Origin of the sequence: Azospirillum isscasi (genome assembly GCF_030849505.1) — a bacterium.
GTDB lineage: Bacteria > Pseudomonadota > Alphaproteobacteria > Azospirillales > Azospirillaceae > Azospirillum > Azospirillum isscasi.
In genome coordinates, this window is the sequence record NZ_JAUJFI010000096.1 from 1 (window position 1) to 22,533 (window position 22,533).

Annotated in this window: 23 protein-coding genes and 1 tRNA gene; 9 read left to right on the forward strand and 15 right to left on the reverse strand. The window is 68.8% G+C overall.

Going from position 1 to position 22,533, the window contains the following annotated elements; genetic code table 11:
* Positions 1 to 296: 296 nt before the first annotated feature.
* The 4 genes from QSG27_RS18180 to QSG27_RS18195 form a co-directional block, all read right to left on the reverse strand.
* Complete coding sequence (locus QSG27_RS18180) at positions 297 to 749, reverse strand: CBS domain-containing protein (protein WP_306708567.1); 453 nt, start codon at positions 747 to 749, stop codon at positions 297 to 299.
* 99 nt (positions 750 to 848) lie between these two features.
* On the reverse strand, positions 849 to 1,874 hold the full coding sequence (locus tag QSG27_RS18185) for a 2-dehydropantoate 2-reductase (RefSeq protein ID WP_306708569.1): 1,026 nt from the start codon (positions 1,872 to 1,874) through the stop codon (positions 849 to 851).
* Between the two features lie 260 nt (positions 1,875 to 2,134).
* Complete coding sequence (locus QSG27_RS18190; protein ID WP_306708571.1) at positions 2,135 to 2,617, reverse strand: GNAT family N-acetyltransferase; 483 nt, start codon at positions 2,615 to 2,617, stop codon at positions 2,135 to 2,137.
* Positions 2,618 to 2,783: 166 nt separating this feature from the next.
* On the reverse strand, positions 2,784 to 3,713 hold the full coding sequence (locus tag QSG27_RS18195; protein ID WP_306708573.1) for a histone deacetylase family protein: 930 nt from the start codon (positions 3,711 to 3,713) through the stop codon (positions 2,784 to 2,786).
* Positions 3,714 to 4,202: 489 nt separating this feature from the next.
* On the opposite strand from QSG27_RS18195, the gene oxlT reads away from it, so the two are divergent.
* Positions 4,203 to 5,504 (forward strand): oxalate/formate MFS antiporter, encoded by a 1,302-nt coding sequence (gene oxlT / locus QSG27_RS18200; RefSeq protein WP_306708576.1) that lies wholly within the window; start codon positions 4,203 to 4,205, stop codon positions 5,502 to 5,504.
* A gap of 90 nt (positions 5,505 to 5,594) precedes the next feature.
* Here the strand turns inward: oxlT and QSG27_RS18205 are convergent, their stop codons facing one another.
* Positions 5,595 to 5,801 (reverse strand): hypothetical protein, encoded by a 207-nt coding sequence (locus tag QSG27_RS18205; RefSeq protein ID WP_306708577.1) that lies wholly within the window; start codon positions 5,799 to 5,801, stop codon positions 5,595 to 5,597.
* Between the two features lie 121 nt (positions 5,802 to 5,922).
* Positions 5,923 to 6,762, reverse strand: a complete 840-nt coding sequence (locus tag QSG27_RS18210; protein ID WP_306708579.1) for an aldo/keto reductase — start codon at positions 6,760 to 6,762, stop codon at positions 5,923 to 5,925.
* 184 nt (positions 6,763 to 6,946) lie between these two features.
* Between QSG27_RS18210 and QSG27_RS18215 the strand changes: the two genes are divergently transcribed.
* On the forward strand, positions 6,947 to 8,074 hold the full coding sequence (locus tag QSG27_RS18215; protein ID WP_306708581.1) for a hypothetical protein: 1,128 nt from the start codon (positions 6,947 to 6,949) through the stop codon (positions 8,072 to 8,074).
* Between the two features lie 220 nt (positions 8,075 to 8,294).
* On the opposite strand, the gene QSG27_RS18220 is transcribed toward QSG27_RS18215, so the two are convergent.
* A tRNA-Glu gene (locus tag QSG27_RS18220) sits at positions 8,295 to 8,370 on the reverse strand.
* A gap of 123 nt (positions 8,371 to 8,493) precedes the next feature.
* Positions 8,494 to 10,293, reverse strand: a complete 1,800-nt coding sequence (recJ, locus tag QSG27_RS18225) for a single-stranded-DNA-specific exonuclease RecJ (RefSeq protein WP_306708583.1) — start codon at positions 10,291 to 10,293, stop codon at positions 8,494 to 8,496.
* 213 nt (positions 10,294 to 10,506) lie between these two features.
* On the opposite strand from recJ, the gene QSG27_RS18230 reads away from it, so the two are divergent.
* Positions 10,507 to 11,601: a glycerol dehydrogenase gene (locus tag QSG27_RS18230; RefSeq protein WP_306708585.1), complete on the forward strand. Its 1,095-nt coding sequence runs from the start codon at positions 10,507 to 10,509 to the stop codon at positions 11,599 to 11,601.
* A gap of 68 nt (positions 11,602 to 11,669) precedes the next feature.
* Here the strand turns inward: QSG27_RS18230 and QSG27_RS18235 are convergent, their stop codons facing one another.
* The 4 genes from QSG27_RS18235 to QSG27_RS18250 all read right to left on the reverse strand — a co-directional run bounded on the left by QSG27_RS18235 (position 11,670) and on the right by QSG27_RS18250 (position 15,171).
* Positions 11,670 to 13,145 (reverse strand): cobyric acid synthase, encoded by a 1,476-nt coding sequence (locus QSG27_RS18235; RefSeq protein ID WP_306708586.1) that lies wholly within the window; start codon positions 13,143 to 13,145, stop codon positions 11,670 to 11,672.
* 3 nt (positions 13,146 to 13,148) lie between these two features.
* Positions 13,149 to 13,805 (reverse strand): cob(I)yrinic acid a,c-diamide adenosyltransferase, encoded by a 657-nt coding sequence (cobO, locus tag QSG27_RS18240; RefSeq protein ID WP_306708588.1) that lies wholly within the window; start codon positions 13,803 to 13,805, stop codon positions 13,149 to 13,151.
* A complete protein-coding gene (cobU, locus tag QSG27_RS18245) occupies positions 13,802 to 14,326 on the reverse strand; it encodes a bifunctional adenosylcobinamide kinase/adenosylcobinamide-phosphate guanylyltransferase (RefSeq protein WP_306708589.1) in 525 nt (174 codons plus the stop codon). Before cobU ends, cobO begins: the two co-directional genes overlap by 4 nt.
* Positions 14,327 to 14,589: 263 nt before the next feature.
* The gene (locus QSG27_RS18250; RefSeq protein ID WP_306708591.1) at positions 14,590 to 15,171 is read right to left on the reverse strand and encodes a hypothetical protein; all 582 of its coding nucleotides are present in this window, start codon (positions 15,169 to 15,171) and stop codon (positions 14,590 to 14,592) included.
* Positions 15,172 to 15,407: 236 nt separating this feature from the next.
* Here QSG27_RS18250 and QSG27_RS18255 point away from each other — a divergent pair, with 236 nt between their 5' ends.
* The 3 genes from QSG27_RS18255 to QSG27_RS18265 all read left to right on the forward strand — a co-directional run bounded on the left by QSG27_RS18255 (position 15,408) and on the right by QSG27_RS18265 (position 17,253).
* Positions 15,408 to 16,439, forward strand: coding sequence for an extracellular catalytic domain type 1 short-chain-length polyhydroxyalkanoate depolymerase (locus QSG27_RS18255; RefSeq protein WP_306708593.1), 1,032 nt, complete (start codon positions 15,408 to 15,410; stop codon positions 16,437 to 16,439).
* Positions 16,440 to 16,528: 89 nt separating this feature from the next.
* Positions 16,529 to 16,801 (forward strand): hypothetical protein, encoded by a 273-nt coding sequence (locus tag QSG27_RS18260; protein WP_306708595.1) that lies wholly within the window; start codon positions 16,529 to 16,531, stop codon positions 16,799 to 16,801.
* Between the two features lie 65 nt (positions 16,802 to 16,866).
* Positions 16,867 to 17,253, forward strand: a complete 387-nt coding sequence (locus QSG27_RS18265; RefSeq protein ID WP_306708597.1) for a hypothetical protein — start codon at positions 16,867 to 16,869, stop codon at positions 17,251 to 17,253.
* A gap of 21 nt (positions 17,254 to 17,274) precedes the next feature.
* Here QSG27_RS18265 and QSG27_RS18270 read toward each other — a convergent pair whose 3' ends face one another.
* On the reverse strand, positions 17,275 to 17,733 hold the full coding sequence (locus QSG27_RS18270; protein ID WP_306708598.1) for a hypothetical protein: 459 nt from the start codon (positions 17,731 to 17,733) through the stop codon (positions 17,275 to 17,277).
* 164 nt (positions 17,734 to 17,897) lie between these two features.
* Here QSG27_RS18270 and QSG27_RS18275 point away from each other — a divergent pair, with 164 nt between their 5' ends.
* Together QSG27_RS18275 and arfB are read left to right on the forward strand one after the other, a co-directional pair.
* Positions 17,898 to 18,551, forward strand: a complete 654-nt coding sequence (locus QSG27_RS18275; RefSeq protein ID WP_306708600.1) for a DsbA family oxidoreductase — start codon at positions 17,898 to 17,900, stop codon at positions 18,549 to 18,551.
* Between the two features lie 28 nt (positions 18,552 to 18,579).
* Positions 18,580 to 18,999, forward strand: coding sequence for an alternative ribosome rescue aminoacyl-tRNA hydrolase ArfB (arfB, locus tag QSG27_RS18280; protein WP_306708602.1), 420 nt, complete (start codon positions 18,580 to 18,582; stop codon positions 18,997 to 18,999).
* A 73-nt stretch (positions 19,000 to 19,072) separates the two neighbouring features.
* Here arfB and QSG27_RS18285 read toward each other — a convergent pair whose 3' ends face one another.
* Positions 19,073 to 19,513, reverse strand: a complete 441-nt coding sequence (locus tag QSG27_RS18285) for a PRC-barrel domain-containing protein (RefSeq protein WP_306708603.1) — start codon at positions 19,511 to 19,513, stop codon at positions 19,073 to 19,075.
* Positions 19,514 to 19,670: 157 nt separating this feature from the next.
* Here QSG27_RS18285 and QSG27_RS18290 point away from each other — a divergent pair, with 157 nt between their 5' ends.
* Positions 19,671 to 21,545 carry an AI-2E family transporter gene (locus QSG27_RS18290; protein WP_306708604.1) on the forward strand — a complete coding sequence of 625 codons (1,875 nt, stop codon included), beginning with the start codon at positions 19,671 to 19,673 and terminating at the stop codon, positions 21,543 to 21,545.
* 2 nt (positions 21,546 to 21,547) lie between these two features.
* Here QSG27_RS18290 and QSG27_RS18295 read toward each other — a convergent pair whose 3' ends face one another.
* Positions 21,548 to 22,531, reverse strand: a complete 984-nt coding sequence (locus tag QSG27_RS18295; protein ID WP_306708605.1) for an ACT domain-containing protein — start codon at positions 22,529 to 22,531, stop codon at positions 21,548 to 21,550.
* Positions 22,532 to 22,533: the final 2 nt, after the last annotated feature.

Genomic DNA, 22,533 nt, shown 5'->3' on the forward strand with positions numbered 1-22,533 from the left:
GTTTCTTGACCGTCTCCGGAGACGCCGCGACGCGATTCTCGCCCGCGCGCCGCTCCCTGGGTATGGCGATTTTCATGATTGTTGGTTGCCTCCCAAAGCATTCGGCAGGACGAGGCGTCAGCGCTCCGGCCTTGACGGCGGGCGGCCTCGGCGGGCGGCCCGCCGGTCAATTCTCGAATGATGTCTGTACCGGTGCGTGGTCCGGCGACAGGCCCGGAGGGCGGCGGAGCGGCCACCCGGGATGGATGCGGGTGACCGCTCCCTTCCGCGCCGCCATGAACGCCGGCTGTCGGTTGTCAGGCCGCCGCGACGGGATAGTTCACGGCTTCGCCCGGGTCGGCGTCCGGAGGCGCAGCCTCAAGCTGAGCCTTGATGAGATCGCGCACGCTGACCACGCCGACCAGCGAGGCGCCGTCCAGGACGGGGATGTGGCGGACGGTGTGCTCGTCCATCAACTGGAGCACGCGGCGGACGGAATCGCCGGGTGCGCAGCAGACGGGATGGTTGCTCATCACCGCCGTGACCGGCAGGGCCAGGATGCCCGGCCCGCGGTCGGTCAGGCCGCGCACGATGTCGCGTTCGGAAATCACCCCGACGACCGTGTTGCCCTCGGTCCGGCAGACGTCCTTGACCACCAGCGCGCCGGTGTTTTCCGCCTTCAGAAGGCGCAACGCCGTTTCCACGGTTTCGTTGATGCGCACCGTCCCGATGCGCGTCCCCTTCCGGCGGAGAATGTCTTCAACCCTCATGACGCTCCTCCTGTGAACCGATTGTCCGGCCCCTCGGCGTTGCTTCGCTTCGTCTTTCGGGGCGTCGGCTTCTTGATGCGGGGCCGGACCGTTTCAGCCCTACTGGGCGGCGACCGCCGGTGCGGCCTCGGACGACGGCTGGTGCGGGCGCGTGTAACAGCCGGCGATCTCGCCGCGCTGGCGGACCAGCGCCAGCACCACGTCGATGGTCGGGGTGGCGACGCCGACCATGCGGCCCATCTCCTGGACCACCGACAGCAGGGCGTCGATCTCCATCGGGCGCCCGCGCTCCAGATCCTGAAGCATGGACGTCTTGTGCGCCCCGACGGCGCCGGCCCCGTTGATGCGGCGTTCCACATCCACCCGGAAATGCACGCCCAGACGGTCGCCGATCTCCTTGGCCTCCAGCATCATCGCCTTGGCGACGGCGCGGGTTTCCGGATCGGAGCAGATGACGTCCAGCGTGGCGTGGGTGAGCGCGCTGATCGGGTTGAAGCAGAGATTGCCCCACAGCTTCAGCCAGATCTCGTCACGGATGCGGTCGAGCACCGGGGCGCGCAGGCCGCCGGCCTCCATGGCGGCGCTGAGCGCCTTCACGCGGTCGGACTGGGTGCCGTCCGGCTCGCCCAGCGAGAATTTGTCGCCGTAGATGTGCTGAATGACGCCGGGCTCCACGACCTCCGTCGCGGGGTAGACGACGCAGCCGATGGCGCGCTCCGGCCCCAGCCCCTTCCACTGAATGCCGCCCGGATCGACGGTGTCGAGCACGCGGTTTTCGAAATCGCCGCCGTTCTTGTAGAAGTACCAATAGGGGATGCCGTTGACCGCGGTGACCACGGCGGTGTCCTTGCCCAGCAGCGGCTGGATGGCGTCCACCACGCCGGGGACGGAGTGGGCCTTCAGGCCGATGATGACGTAGTCCTGCGGGCCGAGTTCCGCCGCGTTGTCGGTGCAGCGGGGGCGGACGACCGTCTCTTCCTCTCCGACGATCAGCTTCACGCCGTTCTCGCGCATGGCCGTGAGGTGCGCGCCACGCGCCACGAGGCTGACATCCGCGCCGGCCTGGTGGAGACGCACACCAAGATAGCCGCCGATGGCCCCGGACCCAAAGATGCAGATCTTCATAACCCGTTTCCTCTCCCCCATTTATCGGCCGCGCGCCGCGCGGCCTTTGCAGTAACCCCAATCAATCAGCACACCGAACAAATACGGAGTTTGGTATACCAGATACCAGATGTCAACTGGCAAAATAGACCCTGTCGAGGGAGGGGCATGATCCGGAATCGGGCGAGAATCCTGGGTTTTCCAACGACAAATCGAGCATGGAAAACCGGGCGCCCGGCCCGTCCGGACGCCCGGTTCGCGGGTCTATCCGGTGCGCGGGATCAGGTGAGCGGAAGGACGAGCTGGAACGCCTTAACCGTCATCCGCTTGCGGTGATAGAAGCGGTGCGCGTCCCCGCGCTGGACGCCGGAGATGATCTCCATCTGGGCGCAGCCCTTCTCGCGCGCCTGGGCGGCCAGCCAGTCGAACAGCTTGTCGCCCAGACCGAAGGAGCGGTGCTTCGGCGAGGTGACCAGATCCTCGACATACATATAGCGGCCGCGCGACAGCGTCTCGTGAACGCGGAAGCCGCCGCAACCGGCCACCTCGCCGTCGATGCGCAGGAGGGCGAGGTTGTAGCCGTCCTCCATCTGCCGGCGGATCTGCGCGGCGTAGGCGCCGGCATCCGTCATGTGGGTGCGCAGTTCCTTCACCACCGCGTAGCTGTCGGCGATGTCGGCGTCGGTCTTCGCCAAAGTGATCTCGATGGTGTGCTGGTCGGCAGCGTTCGGGGCGGCGTTCGGTTCGGCGATCCGCTGGTCCATCGTGCGTAACTCCCATTTTTTGTGTGTATGAGGGACTCTGCTGCGCCCTCTGGTATTTGGTATACCAGATAATCCGTGCCGGAAGCAACTGTCCGCATGATGCACCCGCACAAAGACCGTCGAAAAGATGTCCCAATTGATGAGTGGGCCATGCGAAACGGCGCGGTCAGGCGCGCATCAAAGCCTGAAGATGGGCGGCGCAGCCCTCCGCGAGACCAAGCGTGTCGTAGCCGCCCTCCAGCACCGAGACGACGCGCCCGCCGCACAGCCGGTTCGCGGCCTCCACCAGCTTGCGGGTCGCCCATTCGAAATCCGCGCCGGTGAAGTTCAGCGACGCCAGCGGGTCGCGGGTGTGGGCGTCGAATCCGGCGGAGATCAGGATCAGCTCCGGCTGGAACTCCTCCAGGGCGGGCAGGATCCGGCGCTCCATGGCCTGCCGGAACTCCACCGTTCCGGCGTTGGGCGGCAGCGGCGCGTTGACGATGTTGTCCGCGACTCCGGTCTCCCGCATCGAGCCGGTGCCGGGATAGAGCGGCGACTGGTGGGTGGAGGCGAAGAACAGGTCGGCGTCGTCCCAGAACATGGCCTGGGTGCCGTTGCCATGGTGGACGTCGTAATCGACCACGGCGACGCGGGTCAGGCCGCGCCGCTTGCGGGCGTGCTCGGCGCCGACGGCCACGTTGTTGAAGACGCAAAATCCCATGGCGCGGGCCGGCTCCGCGTGGTGGCCGCAGGGGCGGACGGCGCAGAAGGCGTTCTTCGCCGTCCCGTCCAGCACCGCGTCCACCGCGGCGCAGACCGCCCCGGCGGCCCGCAGGATCGCCGAGCGCGAGGTGGGCGACAGCACCGTGTCGGCGTCCAGCCGGACATGGCCGTTGTCCGGAACCGCGCTCAGCACGGCGTCCACATAGGCCGGATCATGCACCCAGCGGAGTTGCTCGACCTCCGCTTCCGGGGCCTCGTGCCGAGGCAGGCCACGGAACTCGTCGCGGTCCAGAACCTCCCACACCACGGCAATCCGCTCGGGGCGTTCCGGATGCCCCGGGCCGGTGTCGTGCGCCAGAAAGTCCGGGTGGGTAAAGATGGCGGTGGTCATCGAGTCGTCTCCTCCCTTGTTGCCGATGGATTCCCATCGGGTGTCCGGCCTCTCCCCGGAGGGACAAGGACGAGCCGCGTCGCGGCGAGCCTTTGCGATATATGTATACCATATACCAAGAAAGCCACATCCGTTTTACCAACGAATGATCGGCGCCGGTCCGTCCCGGCGCCTCGAATCCCCAATCGGATGAGGAAAGCCAACACCTCCGAAGGTGGCAGGACGGTTCTCCGACGCCAAGTTTGTTTGTTACGCTGACAAACAGCTTGCGCCAGAAACTGTATCTGGCATACCATATCACTAATGCCAAGAACGCTCACTCCGGGAACTTAAGCCGTCCACACCAAGCGGCGGGTTCCGCGGTCAGGCCAAGGCGATGGAGACGAACCCGGCACACCACGGGAAGCCTCCGGTCAAAAAAAGAAAAACAACAACCCGACTCAAAGCAAAAGACCGCTTCACAAAGAGATCGCTTCTAGGAGGAGACAAATGCACCAAGCCCTCACGGAGGCCCCGAAGGGGCCCCTCGGTGGCCGCTGGTTCCAGCTCGTCATCGGCGTCATCTGCATGTCGATGATCGCGAATTTGCAGTATGGCTGGACTCTGTTCGTCAACCCGATCGACGAGAAGTATCACTGGGGCCGTGCGGCCATTCAGGTGGCCTTCACCATCTTCGTCGTCATGGAAACCTGGCTGGTTCCCATCGAAGGCTGGTTCGTCGACAAGTTCGGCCCGCGGATCGTCGTCCTGATCGGCGGCGCGCTGTGCGCCGTGGCCTGGGCGGTCAACTCGGTCGCCGACTCCCTGGCGATGCTCTATCTGGGTGCGGCGCTGGGCGGCATCGGCGCCGGCGGCGTCTACGGCACCTGCGTGGGCAACGCGCTCAAGTGGTTCCCCGACCGCCGCGGCCTCGCCGCCGGCCTGACCGCCGCCGGTTTCGGCGCCGGCTCGGCCCTGACGGTCGTTCCCATCGCCAACATGATCCACTCCTCGGGCTACGAGGCCACCTTCATGACCTTCGGCATCGGCCAGGGCGTGGTGATCCTCGCGCTCGCCTGGTTCCTGGCGTCGCCGAAGAAGGGCCAGGTTCCGGAGGTCACCCGCTCGGCGGTGTCGCAGACCCGCGAGAGCTACACCCCGGTCCAGATGCTGAAGACCCCGGTCTTCTGGGTCATGTACGCGATGTTCGTGATGGTGGCGGCGGGCGGCCTGATGGCGACCGCGCAGCTCGGCCCCATCGCCAAGGACTTCCACCTGGATGGCGTGCCCGTCAGCATCATGGGCCTGACCCTGCCGGCGCTGACCTTCGCCCTGTCGATCGACCGCGTGCTGAACGGCGTCACCCGCCCCTTCTTCGGCTGGGTGTCGGACCACATCGGGCGCGAGAACACCATGTTCATCGCCTTCTCCCTGGAATGCTTCGGCATCCTGGCGCTGAACCAGTGGGGCCACAACCCGGTCGCCTTCGTCATCCTGACGGGTCTGGTGTTCTTCGCCTGGGGTGAGATCTACAGCCTGTTCCCGGCGCTGTGCGGCGACTCCTTCGGCTCGAAGTTCGCCACCACCAACGCCGGCCTGCTCTACACCGCCAAGGGCACCGCGTCGCTGGTCGTTCCCTTCGCCAACGTGGCGGTGGCTTCGACCGGAAGCTGGCAGGCGGTGTTCTTCTTCGCCGCCGCGGTGAACGGCATCGCCGCCCTGCTGGCGATCTTCGTCCTGAAGCCGATGCGGGCCCGCCAGATCACGGCGACCCTGCCCGCCTCGAAACTGGCGGCGGAGCCGGCCCAGTAAGGCACCGGAACGTCAAGGACGGCACATCAGCACCCGAACGCGGTCGGGCCGGGAAACTCTCCCGGCCCGACCTGCTTTTTGGGACAGACGTCAGAATGCGCGCGGGAACGACGCCCAGGACGGGCCGCCCTCGATTTCCTCCTGCTCCTTGCGGGCCTTCTTCACCCGGCGGAGATGGCCGGGCGACCAGGGATCGCGCACCGGCATGCCGGCGGCGGCGACCTGGACGGTCAGAATCCGCGCCACGACGATGGCGAAACCCGACAGCAGCATGGACAGAAGGACGATGGCGAGCATGCTTCGATTCCCAGATGACCGGCACGCGGAATCAGGTATTCCTGATTCCGCAATGCAGCATACATAGGCCATTCGGCCGAGGAAATCGAGTCCGCCACCGGAAGCGCGGCGCTTCGCCGCGCTACAGCATCTCAAGCGGACGCGGCCCGCGGGGCGGCGGGAAGGCCCGGTCGAGGTCCGCAAGGTCCTGCCCGTCCAGCCGCAGGTCGGCGGCGGCGCGGTTGTCGCGGACGTGGGCGGGGTCCGACGCCTTGGGGATCGCGATCACCCCATCCTGCCGCAGCAGCCACGCCAGCCCGACCTGGGCCGGGGTCGCACCGTGCCGTTCCGCGATGCGGCGAAGTTCCGGATGACGCAACATCCGCCCCTGCTCGATGGGCGAGTAGGCCATGACCGGGATGCCCCGCGCGCGGCACCAGGGCTGAAGGTCGTGCTCGATGCCGCGGCGCGTCAGGTTGTAGAGAAGCTGGTTGGTCTGCACCCCCTCCCCGCCCGGCGTATCCATCAGCTCCTCCATGTCCTGAAGGTCCAGGTTGCTGACGCCCCATCGGGCGATCTTGCCCTCGCGCATCAGCGTCTCGAAGGCGCCGATGGTCTCGGCGAAGTCGGGGCTGCCGCGCCAGTGCAGCAGATAGAGGTCGATCCGGTCGGTGCGCAGGCGCTTCAGGCTGCGCTCGCAGGCGGCGATGGTGCCGCGGCGGCTGGCGTTCATCGGCAGCACCTTGCTGACCAGGAACACGTCGTCGCGGCGCCCGGCGATGGCCTCGCCGACCACCTCCTCCGCCCCGCCCTCGGCGTACATCTCCGCCGTGTCGATCAGCGTCATGCCGAGGTCGAGGCCAAGCCGGAGCGCCGCAACCTCCCGCGCCCGGTCGCGGCTGTCCTCACCCATGTACCAGGTGCCCTGGCCGAGCACCGGCACGGCGGTTCCCGAGGGAAGAGTCGTGGTTGGAATGGTCATGGAGGTCTCCCGTCCCTTTCACCCTTGGTTGGGTTTGGGAGAACGTTAGCCCACCAAGCCATTTCGGGAAACCGCCCTGTGGCACGGACTGCGGCGAACCCGCCTCTCGCCATGAAACCTGAACTTAGCCATATTCAACAAGGAGAGGCCGCGTGCGGACACGGCGCCGGAAGGAGGGACCCCAATGGCATCAACCGTGGACACTGCCGTAAACGCCGGCGCCCTTCCGCGCTTCTACTCTCGTTCACTCCTCAACGCCCGCGCCGCCGCTGAGACCAAGGCGGCCTCAGATCCTTCCACGCCCGCGCCAGCCGTCTCCCCGGCACCGTTAGCGCCCGCAGTGGCCCAGCCGCCCACCCCGGCGTCGGTCACCCAGCCACGGCCGTTCACCCCCCGCAGCATGCTGTCCGGCACCAACACCGCAACGTTGGCACAGGCCGCGTCCGACACGGCATCGACCACGGCCGCGACCTCAATGACTTCGCCCGCGGCGGCCGCGGCCGCCTATCAGAAGAACGCGCCTTCGACCACGCCACCGCCATCCAACACCACCGTTGCATCCGGCGCGACCGGAACGGAAGGCGGCACACCGACAGCACCCATCGCCCCTCCGGCCACCACGCAGACCGCTACCCAGGTGGCACCGCCAACCGCCGATGCGCTCCGGCCTGTCACGAACGGCATTTACTCCACCTCGACCAAAGCCACCGATGAGGAGCTTGCCAGGGCGCAGGCCATCACCAGCGCGCTGCCGGTGGCCAAAAGCGGAGACTACGGCTACGTGGCCTCCGAAGTCAGCGCGGGGGACGCTGAAACGCTGATCAAGGCTTCGCAACGCTACATCTGGAACGGCACGGTCGCCGCCCCGGCGGGCACACAGGTCGGCGTCCCGACACGCGACACCACCCCGGCTTCTGAGAGCACGCATTACCTGTCCTTCGCCAACAATGGCCGCGAGGTTTCGAATTTCGCGCTCGAACTCGCGGGGACCGGTTTCGACGCGACCACGCTGGAGGACAAGCTGAAGTCGGGCGCGCTGCAAATCGACATGCAAAAGTGGGGTGGCGCCGGGCATGTTGGCGAGAAGGCCGCTTCCCTGACGCTGTCCGGGCGACGGTACAACGTTGCCGATTTCGGTGATGGTGCTGCGGGCCTCTCGCTCAACGTCCGGACCAACATGAGCGAGGGCAACGTCGGCGATACCATCGCAGGCACCTTCGGCGGCTACACGGCCAAGGACGGTGTCACGCTGACGATCCGCAGCTACGACCCCTCCATCAGTGTAACCGGCCTGAAGTTCACCTCATACTGAGACATTCGACTTGCCTTCCGGAGTTGCCGTGTCAGCAACCAGGAATAGGGGACAGGACCAGCCAAGCTCTAACACTTCAAGGGAGATTGATCATCGGGCGCGTCGGAAAACAGACAGACCGGAGGTTCGCACGGCAAACTTCGGACTGCTACGATACGCTGCTGCGAGAGATCACCGCCATGTAGATCTAAGCTATCGATCTCACTTACCGCTCGGTAAGTGGCGTCCCCAAGGGGATTCGAACCCCTGTCGCCGCCGTGAAAGGGCGGTGTCCTAGGCCTCTAGACGATGGGGACGTCGTTGGCGTGGCGGGATTACTAATGGGATGACGGGCTCAGCGCAAGCGTTTTCTGCAACGTCTTCCTACCTCTTTCGCGTATACCCCCCATGCACCGGCCCCGCGTCGAATTTGTTTGCATTCACACGGTTTGCGAGGGCGCCGCATCGTCGATCAGAAGCTGGACTCCCTCGGTTCCGTTCCAACGGTCGATGCGCAGGACGCCCGCGATGTGGAAAGGCGATCCGCGGCCCATCAGCAGGGCTTTTCCCATCTCGCTGTCCAGCGCGCGGAAGGCGATGGCCTTCAGCCGGGCGCCGTCGTTGCCTTGAAGGATGCAGCGGACGTGATTCGCGCCGACCACGTCCGCCCGCACCACGCGGGCGTCGGTGACGGCGAAGCGTGGCTCCGCGTTGCCGGTGCCGAAGGGGCCGAGCTGATTCAGGCGGTCCACCAGTGTGGCGTTCGCCGCCCCCACGGACAGCGCGCCGTCCAGCTCCAGCGTCGGAACCAGCGGCGCCGCGGCCACCTGTTCGGCGACACGGCTGGTCAGGAATTCCTGAAGGGCGGCCATGCGGTCCCCGGCAACGGTGAAGCCCGCCGCCATCCGGTGCCCGCCGCCGGCCAGCAGCAACCCCTCCTGCCGCGCGGCGATCACCGCGGCCCCCAGATCGACACCGCGCACCGAGCGGCCCGACGCCTTGCCGATCACCGCGCCGTCCGCGCCCCGCTCCAGGGCGATCACGCAGGCGGGGCGGCTGTAGCGCTCCTTCAGGCGGCTGGCGACGATGCCGATCACGCCGGGGTGCCAGCCCTCCCCCGCCACGAAGACCAGCTCGGCCAGTTCCTCGGCATGCTCCTCCAACCGGGCCAGAGCGTCTTCAAGCACACCCTGCTCGACCGTGCGGCGCTCGGCGTTGTGGGCCTCCAGCTTCTGGGCCAGATCCATGGCCTCCATGGGGTCGTCGGTGGAAAGCAGCCGCGCGCCGAGGTCCGAGGCGCCGACCCGCCCACCCGCGTTGACCCGCGGGCCGAGCACGAAGCCGACGTGGTAGGCGTCCGGCTTCTCCTTCACCCCGGCGACGTCGGCGAGCGCGGACAGGCCGGGGTTGCAGCGCCGGGCCATCACCTTCAGCCCCTGCGCCACCAGCGCCCGGTTCAGCCCGGTCAGGGGCACCACGTCGCACACCGTGCCCAGCGCCACGAGGTCCAGCCATTCCATCAGGTTCGGCTCGTTGCGCCCCGCGTAGAATCCGGCGTTGCGAAGCGCCCGGTTCACCGCCACCACGGCCAGGAAGGTGACCCCCGCCGCGCACAGCGTGCGGTAGGCGCCGTCCTCGTCCAGCCGGTTCGGGTTGACCAGGGCGACCGCCGGCGGCAGGCGCGGTTCCGCCGCGTGATGGTCGAGCACCACCACGTCCAGCCCGGCTCCCGCCGCCGCTTCCAGAGCCGCGAAGGCGGAGATGCCGCAATCCACCGTCACCACCAGCCGCACGCCCTCGGCCTTCAGCCGCAGCAGCGCCGGACCGTTGGGGCCGTAGCCCTCCTTCATGCGGTCGGGCACATAGATGCGCAGGTCCGCCCCCACCGCCCGGAAGAAGCGCCGCAGCAGCGCGGAGGAGGTGGCGCCGTCCACGTCGTAGTCGCCGAAGACGGCCACCGGCTCCCCATCCATGACGGCGCGGGCGATGCGCTCCGCCGCGGTGTCCATGTCCTTGAAGCGGGAGGGATCGGGCAGCAGGGCCTTCAGGGTCGGATTCAGGAAGCCGTCGCAGGCGTCCTCCGTCACCCCGCGGGCGGCGAGCACGCGCCCGACGATCTCCGGCAGCCCCCGCCCCTGCGCCAAGCCCCAGGCCAGCCGCTCGTCATAGGGCCGCGCCTGCCAGCGCTTGCCGGACAGGGAATGGGCGACGTTGAGAAAGGGGGGAACGGTGTCGGTCATGCTGCCCAGGATGCCACGGATCGGAAAGGCCGAACCCATAGCAGATGGGGGACAAGCGAGCCAGCGGATGGGCTCCGCCGGTCGCGCGCCTCATCCCCCTCACCGTGCGCAAAAGTGGCAAAAGCCCTTGCTGCGCCGCAACTTGAGGCAGGTCATTGCGGAGGCAGAAAGGTCTTGCTCCACTGCGGTTACCAATCCGCGGAGGAGGGAATCATGATCACCACCGCGATCTTTCCGGCCCGCTACGTCCAGGGCAACGGCGCCCTCGACAGCTTGGGCGAGGATCTGGCCCGGCTGGGCAAAAAAGCTCTGGCCGTCACCGACAGCTTCGTTCTGAAGACGCTGAAAGGCCGGCTGGTGGACGCCGCCGCCGGGCGCGTCGAACTGGACGTCCAGGAATTCCGGGGCGAATGCTCCGACGAGGAGATCGAGCGGCTGACCGGGATCGCCCGCGCCATGCAGGCCGACGTCGTGGTCGGCATCGGCGGCGGCAAGGCGCTCGACACCGCCAAGGCGGTCGCCCACGCGCTGGACGCGCGCACCGCCATCGTCCCGACGCTCGCCTCCACCGACGCGCCGCGCAGCGCCCTGTCGGTGATCTACACGCCGGAGGGGGCCTTCAAGCGCTACCTCGTGTTGCCCCGCAACCCGGACCTCGTGCTGGTCGATACCGGCGTGGTGGCGAACGCGCCGGTGCGCTTCCTGGTGTCCGGCATGGGCGACGCCCTGTCCACATGGTTCGAGGCGGAGGACTGCCGCATCAAGCGCGGCGGCAACATGACCGGGCGCGTCGGCCCGATGACCGCCTTCGCGCTGGCCCGGCTGTGCTACGACACGCTGCTGGAGTATGGCGTGCTCGCCAAATCGGCCTGCGAGCAGGGGGTGGTCACCCCGGCGCTGGAGCGCATCGTGGAGGCCAACACGCTGCTGAGCGGGCTGGGTTTCGAGAGCGGTGGGCTGGCAGCGGCGCACGCCGTCCACAACGGCCTGACCGCGCTGGAGGAGACGCACCATTACTGGCACGGCGAGAAGGTCGCCTTCGGCACCCTGACCATGCTGATCCTGAGCGACCGCCCGCCGGCGGTGCTGGACGAGGTGTACGGATTCTGCAAGGCGGTGGGCCTGCCGACGACGCTCGCCGACATCGGCCTTGCCGGCGTGTCGGACGAACGGCTGCTGCTGGCCGCCGAGCGGGCCTGCGCGGAGGGCGAGACCATCCACAACGAGCCCCACGAGGTCACCCCGCGGCGCGTCCTGGCCGCCATGAAGGCCGCCGACGCCGAAGGGCGCCGGAGAAAGGGACTGTAGATCGGCTGCGGATCGAGCGAATCCCCTCCCCGACGGGGCGAGGGGATCCGAACGCGGCCGCCGTGCCTCTACCGCGCCACGGCCAGCAGGGCCTCGACGTCCACATGCTCCTCCAGCCGGGCGGCGATGTGGTCCAGAGCCTGCTCAACCGTGGCGGCGTAGGATTGGCCGGACGCCTCCGCGCCCAGCCCCCTCAAGAAGGCGGCGCGGAAGCCGTCCGCCCCGAACAGGCCATGCAGGTAGCAGCCCAGCACCCGCCCGTCGGCGGACACCGCCCCGTCCGTCCGTCCGTCCGCCAGGACCAGCATGGCACGGGCGCGGTCCGGCCCCTCCGTGCGGCCCATGTGCATCTCGTATCCGGCGACGGCGGCCCCGGTCGAGGTCTCCGTCCCGGTCGTCTCCTCCAGAACCTTCGGCCCCTTCAGGACGGTCTCCACATCCAGCAGGCCAAGCCCCTCGGCCTCGCCCGGCGGCCCTTCGATGCCGTCCGGGTCGGCGATGCGGCGGCCCAGAATCTGATAGCCGCCGCAGATGCCCAGCACCCGCCCGCCACGCCGGCGGTGGGCGGCAAGGTCCACATCCCAGCCCTGGGCGCGCAGCACCGCCAGATCGGCGATGGTCGCCTTGCTGCCCGGCAAGACGATCAGGTCGGCGTCGCCCGGCAGCGGCTGGCCGCGCGGCACCATGGACAGGGCCACGTCCGGCTCCTGCGCCAGCGGGTCGAAATCGTCGAAATTGGCGATGCGCGACAGCATGGGCACGGCGACGCGCAGCCGCCCCCCGGCGCGGACCTTCCAGGTGTCCAGCGCCACCGCGTCCTCCGCCGGCAGCAGGGCGGCGTCGGCCAGCCAGGGCACCACGCCGAAGCCGCGCCAGCCCGTGCGCTCCGCGATGACCGACAGGCCGCCGTCGAACAGCCGCACGTCGCCGCGGAACTTGTTGATGAGGAAGCCGGCCACCAGCGCCCGCTCCTCCGGCGGCAGCAGGGCGTGGGTGCCGACGAGGCTGGCGATCACGCCGCCGCGGTCGATGTCGCCCACCAGCACCACCGGCACGCCCGCCGCGGTGGCGAAGCCCATGTTGGCGATGTCGCCGGCCCGCAGATTGACCTCCGCCGGGCTGCCCGCCCCCTCCACCACCACCATGTCGGCCTCGGCCTTCAGCCGCTCGAAGCTGTCGAGCACGGTGGGGAGAAGCTGCCCCTTGCGGGACTGGTAGTCGCCGGCTCGCGCCGTGCCCGCCACGACGCCGCGCACCACCACCTGGGAGCCGACGTCCGACTGCGGTTTCAGAAGCACCGGGTTCATGTGGACGGACGGGGCCACCCCGCAGGCCCGCGCCTGGAGCGCCTGGGCGCGCCCGATCTCCCCGCCGTCGGCGGTGACGGCGGCGTTGTTCGACATGTTCTGCGGCTTGAAGGGCCGCACCGACAGCCCGCGGCGCACCAGCGCCCGGCACAGCCCGGCCACTAGCAGCGACTTGCCGACGTCGGAGCCGGTGCCCTGGAACATGATCGCGCGCGGCGGTGCCTTCGCTGCGGCCATGGCTCAGAACTCGATGCCCGGCTGGGCCTTGATGCCCGCCTGGAAGGGATGCTTGACGAGCGTCATCTCGGTCACGAGGTCGGCGGCCTCGATCAGCTCCGGCTTCGCGGTGCGCCCGGTGACCAGCACATGCAGCCCCTCCCGCCGCCCGGTCAGCACGGGCAGGACCTCCTCGACCGGCAGGTAGCCCATGCGCAGCACGATGTTCAGCTCGTCCAGCACGACGAGGCCGTATTTGGGATCGGCCATCAGCTCCTGCGCCTTGGCCCAGGCGGCCTTGGCGGCGGCGATGTCGCGCTCGCGGTCCTGGGTTTCCCAGGTGAAGCCCTCGCCCATCGTGTAGAAATCCACGAGGTCGTCGAAGCGTTCCAGCGCCACCGTCTCGCCGGTGGACCAGGCGCCCTTGACGAACTGCACCACGCCCACCCGCATGCCGTGCCCGGCGGCGCGCAGGATCAGGCCGAAGGCGGCGGTGGACTTGCCCTTGCCGTTGCCGGTGTTGACCATCAGTAGGCCCTTCTCCTGGGTCTTGCTGGCCATCACGCGGTCATGCAGCGCCTTGCGCCGCTTCATCTTCTCGGCGTGGCGGGCATTCTGGTCCGCGTGGTTCTGGTCCACATGGTTCTGGCCCACATGGTTCTGGTTGGCGTCTTCGCTCATGCCCTCTCCCCTTTCAGCAGCAGCGGCAGCCCGGCGGCGACGAAGACCACCCGGTTTGCCACGGCGGCGATGTCCTGATGCAGCCGCCCGGCGTGGTCGCGGAAACGGCGCGCCAGAGCGTTGTCCGGCACGATGCCCAGCCCCACCTCGTTGGAAACCAGCACCACCCGCCCCTCCACCTCGGCCAGAGCGGCCAGAAGGTCGGCGGTGCGGGCGGGCAGGTCGGCCTCCGCCATCATCAGGTTGGACAGCCACAGCGTCAGGCAATCGACCAGCACATTCGTCCCGGCCCCGGCGTGGCGGCGCAGAGCGCCGGGCAGGTCCAGCGGCTCCTCCACCGTGGTCCAGCCGGGGCCGCGGTCCTCCTTGTGGCGGGCCACGCGGTCGGCCATCTCGCTGTCCCAAATCTGGGCCGTGGCGATGTAGACCCGCGGACCGGGCGATGCGGTCACCACCCCTTCGGCGTGGCGGCTCTTGCCGGAGCGGGCGCCCCCCAGGACCAGGGTGATGTCGGTGCTCATGACGGTGGAGCCATCCTCGCTTGCGGAACCGGATGGTTAGCGCAGATGGCGCCGCCGCGCAAACCACCTTGGTCGGGCGGACCTTCGGATGGATGAGCCGCTGGAGACGTCTGGTTCAAGACCATGGAGCCCGGATCGCCGTCTCCGGCAACACGATGCGGCTCGCCATGGCACGCCCGCCGCTTCGACGGGTCTGCCCTTGAAGCGTTCGTCAAACGGGCTCTTGCGGCTTTTCCCGCTGCCAAAGCACCTTGCCGGCATCATCAGACGATTTGACCGCCGGGCTGAATCACACAATTCCTGATCTGTTGCATGTTGTTGTTTTGCCAAGAAATGTAAATATCAAGTGGATAATCCCCGACGTTCGTGAGCGCATCGATTTTGTTCGTATTCGTGATGGTTCCGCCAAAAATTTCGTGAGAGCTTTTTATGAAAATATGCTCTATGTCATATTCATTACCATCAAGTTCGACTATCAATTCATTATTATTTGAATTGTAGCCATCATGGTCCTGCCAGTTAACATCCCCGTAGTTCCTGTATCGCACGGTTCCTAAAAATGCGCCGACACCGTCCAGGACCTGACGCTCCAGCCCGAGCTCGAAGCACGCGGCTTGTCTTTGACCAAATCTCGACTGAAAATCGGTTGTAACCCCCATGTATCGGTTGGGGTTCAAAGGGTTCTGAGTGTTCACCGTATACGGATACGTGTTTAATATTATGTAGACGCCTCCGTTGTGGTTTCCAGAAATGCCGTTTGGAAGATCGGTTGGAGTACCCTCGACAGTGGGGATCATCGTTTCCAGCGCGATCAATTCACCCAGAACAAATTCAATATCAGCCATCGGTCACGCCCCTGGATAAGCGCGGAAGGGAGTATCCGCATCCAACGGACGCCCGCGGCATGCTTGGCGTGAACGTCGCCGACCTCAGCCGGAACCAGCCCTGCCGGCTTGCGGCGCCGGCAGGGAACTCCGACGCGGCCGCGAAGGAGCGTCGGCGGTTGTCCTCGACCGCCCCCTCCCTTACCATCCGCACGGCCATCGCCTTCCCTGCCGAACGAAACCCGGAGCCGCCGCCCGTGACCGACAGCCCCCGGACCCGCCTGATCCCGGCCAGAGCCGTCGCATTCCTCCGCCGCATCGCCGGGCAAGGACGCATCGCGGCGATGCTGCGGAAGATCTTCGGGCGCGCCGCACCGGCGTCCCCTCCACCGGAGAGGGCTCCCGTGCCCGCGCCCGCGGCGGAACCGATGGCCCCGGGGACCTTCGCCAACGGCGCCGGATCACTCGCCTACCGCCTGTTCGTGCCGAAGGGTTCGGCGGCGGGGCCACGCCCCCTGCTGGTCATGCTGCACGGCTGCACCCAGTCGCCGGAGGACTTCGCCGCCGGGACCCGCATGAACCGGCTGGCGGAGGAGGCCGGTTGCCTCGTGCTCTATCCGGAGCAGACGCCCGCGGCAAACGACAGGAAATGCTGGAACTGGTTCAACCCAGGCCACCAGCGCCGCGGCCAGGGTGAACCCTCGCTGATCGCCGGAGCCACCGGGCGGATCCTGGCGGACCTGGGGGCCGACCCGCAGCGCGTCTATGTCGCCGGGATTTCGGCGGGCGGGTCCGCCGCGATGGTCATGGCGACCGCCTATCCGGACCTGTTCGCCGCGGTGGGCGTGCATTCCGGCCTGCCCTACGGCTCGGCCAGCGGCGTTCCGTCCGCCCTGATGGCGATGAAGAGCGGTTCCTCCCCCGGCCAGCGCCCGGCGGCGGGGACGCCGGTCGTTCCGGCCATCGTCTTCCACGGCGATGCGGACAAGGTCGTGCATCCGCGCAACGGCGACCATGTGACGGCCCAGGCCATCGCCGCCGCCGGGGACCTGACGGCGGAAACCGAGGAGGGGCAGGCGCCCGGCGGGCGCGACTACACCCGCACCCTGCACAAGGGCCGCGACGGAAAGACCCTGTGCGAGCAATGGACCGTCCATGGCAGCGGCCATGCCTGGTCCGGCGGCAGCCCGGACGGCACCTACACCGACCCGCAGGGACCGGACGCCGCGCGGGAGATGCTTCGCTTCTTCCTGTCGCACCGGCATCCCGCACCGGGAGGAAACGCCTGAGCCGGATTCGGCGGCGCTTTTGCACAGCCGATTCCGGGCCACCCGTGTCATAATCCCCCACTCCGACCCGCCAGCCAACCGTTCAGGCCATGCGTTTCATCGTCCCTTCCGCCGCCCTTGGCGCCCTCGCGCTGTGCCTCCTGGCTTCGCCCGCGGTGCAGGGCGCCAACGTCTCCGCCGGGCAGGCCGAGGCCAAGGAGGCCGCCAAGTCGCTGGGCAACTGCACGCCCGCCAAGGTGGAGGTGATGAGCTACGCCACGGGCCGGTCCGGCCAGACCGTGTTCAAGGTGGGCTGCACGGAGGACAAGGAGGCCTTCGTGCTGGTGCAATGCCGGTCGAGAATCTGCACGCTGCTGCGCTGATTCACAGCTTGTTAACGGGATCTGCCTGGAATCGGGTTCGGACACGGTACGGGGTGGATGGGGTCATGATGCTCGCTCGGGCAATTGCGGCGCTGGCGTTGGTGGCTGTTCCGCTGGGCGGCTGCAGCGGGCCGATGATGGTGGCCAGCGTGGGGGCCGATCTGGCTTCCGTCACCAGCACCAAGAAGACGCTCGGCGACCATCTGGTCTCCGCGGCGACGGGGCGCGACTGCTCGGCCATCGTCTTTTCGGAAACCGGCCAGTATTGCCCGGAGAAGCAGTATGTGGACCGGTCGCGCCTCTACTGCTACCGGACGCTGGCGGACGTGGACTGCCACCACATCCCCGATCCCTTCAAGAACGGCCACACCGCCCTGGCCAGCCCCCCGCCGGACCTGAAGCCGGAGCCGCGGCAGCCGGGCTGGATCGAGCGGATGATGACGGCGGAATGATCCCGGCGGCGTTTGGGCCGGTCAGCGCATCTTCTTCGCCACGAACGCCTTGGCGAGGGTCATCATCGCCTTCTCATGGCTGACGCCGCCCTGCCCGCCCCCGCCCGCGGGAACCACCATGGTGGCGGACTTCAGCGGGCCGGGTGAGGCGCCGCGGGCGCGCGGCGCCGGTGCATCCTCCCCCGGATCGCGGCCCAGGCGGCTCAGCACGTCGGCCAGCGCCTCCTTGCTCAGCGCCGAATCCGCGGACGTGCGGGAACGGCCCGGACCCGCGGACGCGGCCCGGGCGGGAGACGACGGGCGGGCGCCCCGCTCCACCGCCGCCGCGGCGATAGCCTTCAGGAAAGGCTGCGCGATGCCCAGAAGAAGCTGGGGGTCCTCGACGGCCCAGGCCATCAGCAGCTTCTGCGCGGTGGCCCGGCTTCCCTTGGCCGCCATCAGCGCGTCGCGCACCTTGCCGTCCACATAGGAATTCGCCATCGCCCGCACACCTCCAACCGCCGCGGACCCTCGTCCGCGGAACACTGCGACTCTCGGGCGGCAAGGGTTAACAAAGGGTTGCAAAGGCGGCTCTCCGAACGCGGCAGGACGCCCCACGGGCAGGGCGGTTGCGCGGCGGGGCGGGAATGGGGGATAGTGGGCCTATGCTGATCGAAACCTACGCCGACCTGATCTGCCCCTGGTGCTACATCGGAAAGCGGCGCCTTGCCCGCGCGCTGGCCGACCGCCCGAGGGTCCAGGTGGAGCTGCGCTGGCAACCCTTCCAGCTCAACCCGGACATGGCGCCGGGCGGGATGGAACGCAGCGCCTATCTGGCCGCCAAGTTCGGCGGGACGGAGCGGGCGCGGCAGATTCATCTGGTGGTGGAGGAAACGGCGGAGCGCGACGGCCTGCCGCTGCGCCTGGACCGCATCCGGCGCACGCCCAACAGCTTCGACGGGCACCGGCTGATCCGCATCGCCGCCCGGCACGGGCTGGGCGACCGGATGGCCGACGCGCTGTTCCATGCCTATTTCGTGGACGGCCTGGACATCGGCGACCGCGACACGCTGTCCGCCACCGCCGCCGGGCTGGGTTTCGACTTCACGGAAATCAAGAGCCTGCTGACCGGCGACGCGGAAACCACGGCGGTCTCCAACGCCGACGCCACGGCGCGGCAACTCGGGCTCCAGGCGGTGCCCTGCTACATCTTCAACCGGCGTTACGCCCTGTCCGGCGCGCAGGAACCGGCCAGCTTCCTCCCCCTTCTCGATCTCGCGGTGGAGGAGCAGGAAGGCGTGACGGCGGCGGCCGACTGATGGCCGCTCACCTCATGGAGTCCCGCGCATGATCCGCGTGACCCACCGAATCAGCCTGGACGAGAGCGAGCTTCAGGAAAGCTTCATCCGCGCCTCCGGCCCCGGCGGCCAGCACGTCAACAAGACGGACAGCGCGGTCCAGTTGCGGTTCGACGTGGCGGCGTCGCCGAACATCCCCGACGACGTGAAGGCCCGGCTGGTCCGTCTGGCCGGTTCGCGCATGACCGCGGCGGGCGTGCTGATCATCGTCGGCGACACCTACCGCAGCCAGCTCCGCAACCGCGAGGACGTGCGGGAACGGCTGATCGACCTGATCCGGGACGCGACGGTCGTCCCGAAGAACCGCCGCCCGACCAAGCCGACCTACGGCTCCCAACAGCGGCGGCTGGAGGGAAAGGCGAAACGGTCGGCGGTCAAGCAGGGGCGCCGGGGACCGGCGGACGATTAGACGGGCCGCGGGCCGCAGCATCGCCTCCGCAAGATGGCAGACGCGATGCCGGCGGCTTCCCTATGCGGACCAGTTACTGCGCCGTCTTCTGCCGGTTCAGGGAGATCATGTTCCCGCCATACTGGAATTCCGGCAGGTTGGCGAACTGCTCCTTGGTGAGCTTGGTCGCCACGATGGCGTCCTGCTGCTGGCTGTAGCGGACGTTGTCGATGTCCAGCGCCACATTGTGCCCGCCGATGCCCATGATGCCACCGGTGGAGACCACGAGCTGGCTGGGGCGGTTGTTGCGGTTGAACAGCACGTCCTCCACCTGCCCCACCTTCTGCCCGTCATAGGCGACGACGGACTTGCCCAGCATGGCCTGCGGCTCGATCCGCGAGGCGGTCTGGAGCGACTGTTCGGACATCGGGCGGGACGCCTGTTCTCCCCCACCGAACCAGCTCGACGTCTCGGCGCAGCCTCCCAGGGCCAGGAGCGCGACCGCCGACAGGACCGGAACCGCAACCTTACGCATAGCCCCCTCCTTCAGACGAGATAACCACGCGGGTTTAAACAGGCCATAGACCGCAAACATCACGGTCCTGGCGGAAAATGCGCCCGCCGGAGCCGGAACGCGCCGCCTCCGCCCGTGTTCTGCACTCTCTCACCCCTTCCCCGAGGCTCCGCAGACCATGGCCGAGGACACCGCCCGCCGGTTGCAGGCCCGCCCCATCCCGGTGCCGAAGGCCGCCCCGCCCGCCTCCACCCAGACCACGCTTCTGGTCATCGCGCTGGTGGTGGCGACCCTGTATCTGGGAAGCGGCATCCTGGTTCCCATCGCCCTGGCGGTGCTGCTGACCTTCGTCCTGGCGCCCATCGTCAGCCGGCTGGAGCGGCTTCGGCTGGGCCGGGTGCCGTCGGTGCTGGCCGTGGTGGTGCTGGTCTTCGCGGCCATCGCCGCCTTCGGCACGGTGGTGGGCGGGCAGATCGCCGATCTGGCCGACAACCTGCCCAGCTATCAGCGGAACCTGCACGCCAAGCTGGATTCGCTGCGCTCCAGCGCCGCGTCGGCGGGCAGCGGCGGCGTGGTGCAGCAGGCGACGGAAGCCTTCCGCGACCTGAAGCAGGGGCTGGAGCAGGTCACCGGGGACCCCCCGCCCGCCGCCCCGGCTCCAACCACCGCCCTTCCTGCGCCCGGCGCCGCGCGGGAGCCGGTGCCGGTGCGGATCGAGCAAGGCGGCTCCGACGCGCTGACGATCATCAGCGACGTGCTGGGTCCGGCCATGGCGCCGGTCGCCACGGCGGGCATGGTGCTGGTCTTCACCATCTTCATGCTGCTGCAACGGGAGGATCTGCGCGACCGGCTGATCCGGCTGGCCGGCTCCGGCGACCTCAGCCGCACGACGGAGGCGATGAACGACGCGGGCGAGCGGGTCAGCCGCTATCTGCTGATGCAGTGCGTGGTCAACGTCACCTACGGCATTCCCATCGGAGTGGGGCTGTGGCTGCTGGGGGTGCCGAACCCGCTGCTGTGGGGCCTGCTGGCGACGGTGCTGCGCTTCATCCCTTTCCTGGGGCCGGCGATCGCCGCGGCCTTCCCGATCCTGCTGTCCTTCGCGGTGGACCAGGGCTGGACGCTGCCGCTGCTCTGCATCGCCCTGTTCGTGGCGGTGGAGCTGTTCTCGAACAACGTCGTGGAGCCCTGGCTCTACGGCTCCGCCACCGGGCTGTCGTCGCTGGCGATCATCGTCGCGGCGGTGTTCTGGACCACCTTGTGGGGGCCGGTCGGGCTGCTGCTGGCGACCCCGCTGACCGTCTGCCTCGTGGTGCTGGGCCGGCACGTCCCGCAGCTTCACTTCCTGGAGGTGATGCTGGGCGACCGCCCGGTGCTGCCCGACGAGGCCAAACTGTACCAACGCCTTCTCGCCCGCGACCCCATCGAGGCCGCGGAGATCGCCGAGGAACGGGTGACCGAAGGCGGGCTGGCGGAGGCCGGGCACGGCCTGCTGCTGCCCACCCTGTCGCTGGCCGAGCAGGACCGGCAGCGCAACCGCCTGAACCCGGAAGGACGGCAGGCGGTGGCCGAGGGCATGGCGGCGCTGCTGGACGAGCTGGCCGAAGCCTCCCCGCCCGCCGCGGCGGACACGCCGCTGGTCCTGTGCATCGGCGCCCGCAACGATCTGGACGAGGCCGCGGCGGCGCTTCTCGGCCATCTGCTGCGCCCGCGCGGCCTGCGGGCCGACGTGATCCCCTGCGAAAAGGTCTCCGCCCGCGCCATCGCCGCCCTCGCCCCGACCGGCGTATCGGCGGTGGCGCTGTCCTACCTGAACCCGTCCGCCCTGTCGCACGCCCGCCGGCTGGTGCGCCGCCTGCGCCTGCATTTCGGCCCCGGCGTGCCGATCCTGCTGTGCCTGTGGAGCGCCCACCCCGAAGCCGACGCGCCCGAGCACGCGACCGCACAGACCGCGGCGGACCGCGTGGCGACCAGCCTCACCGGCGCCGTCACGCATCTGGAGGAGTTGGGCGTGCTCGCCGCCGCCGAGCCGGAGGAGGCCCGGCGGGCGTAGGGTCAGGAGGGCTCCACGACCGTGCAGACGCGCTTCAGCGCCTCCACCGCACGCGGCAGGTCCTCGTCCCGCACCAGCACGTAATCGGTGTCGTAGGTGGAGATGGCGAAAATCGAGACCCGCGCCTGGGCCAGCGGCACGGCGATGCGCGCCAGCACCCCGAACAGGGAGAAGTCCAGCGGCCCTTCCACCTTGAAGGCGCGCCAGCCGCGCTCCGCCTTCACCCCGTCCGGCACGCGGGATTCGCGGCAGAGGATGGACAGCTCCTCCCCCGTGCGGGTGGCGCTGACCAGCGGGTCGGTCCAGTCGAGCCATGCCGGCACGCCGTCCCCCGGCGCCAGCCGCGCCACGGCCAGCCGGTCCGGCAGCACCGTCAGGGTGAGCGGCTTGGTTTCCGGCAGCAGGGCGGCGTCCAGCGTGGCGCGGTCCACCTCGAACGGCTTCAGGATGCGCTTCGCCCTTGCCGCCAGCGACGACACGCCGGAGCGCATGGCCCGGCCCAGCATGTCCGCCGCGACGGGGCGAAGCTCCGGATCGTCCGCCGCCAGATCGACCATGGCCTGAAGGGCGGCGCTCTGCACGATCCGGCTGGCCCGGTTTTCGAACCAGCCGGCCAGAAGCGCGACCGCCCGCGACCGCTGCCCGTCCGTCAGGGCCAGGCGCGGCAGGATGGCCGCCAGATGCCAGCGCACCTCCGCCTGCTCGATGGCCGCGGCGTCGGTCAGCAGCCGGTCCGCGAAGGCGTCCAGCGGGCGGGCGTCGCCGCGCGACACCCGTTCCAAAGCGTCGGCGGCGCGCATCCGCACGCCCGCGTCGGCATCGAACAGGCAGGCCACCAGTTCCGGCAGGCGGGCGGGGTCGGCGGGCACCGCCTCCGCCACCGTGGGCGCGTCGCCGAAAGCCCGCCGGTCACCGCCGAGGTCATGGCGCAGGTGCTGCGGACGACCGCCAGCCTCGCCTTCACCGATGGACTGAACCCGGCCCAGTG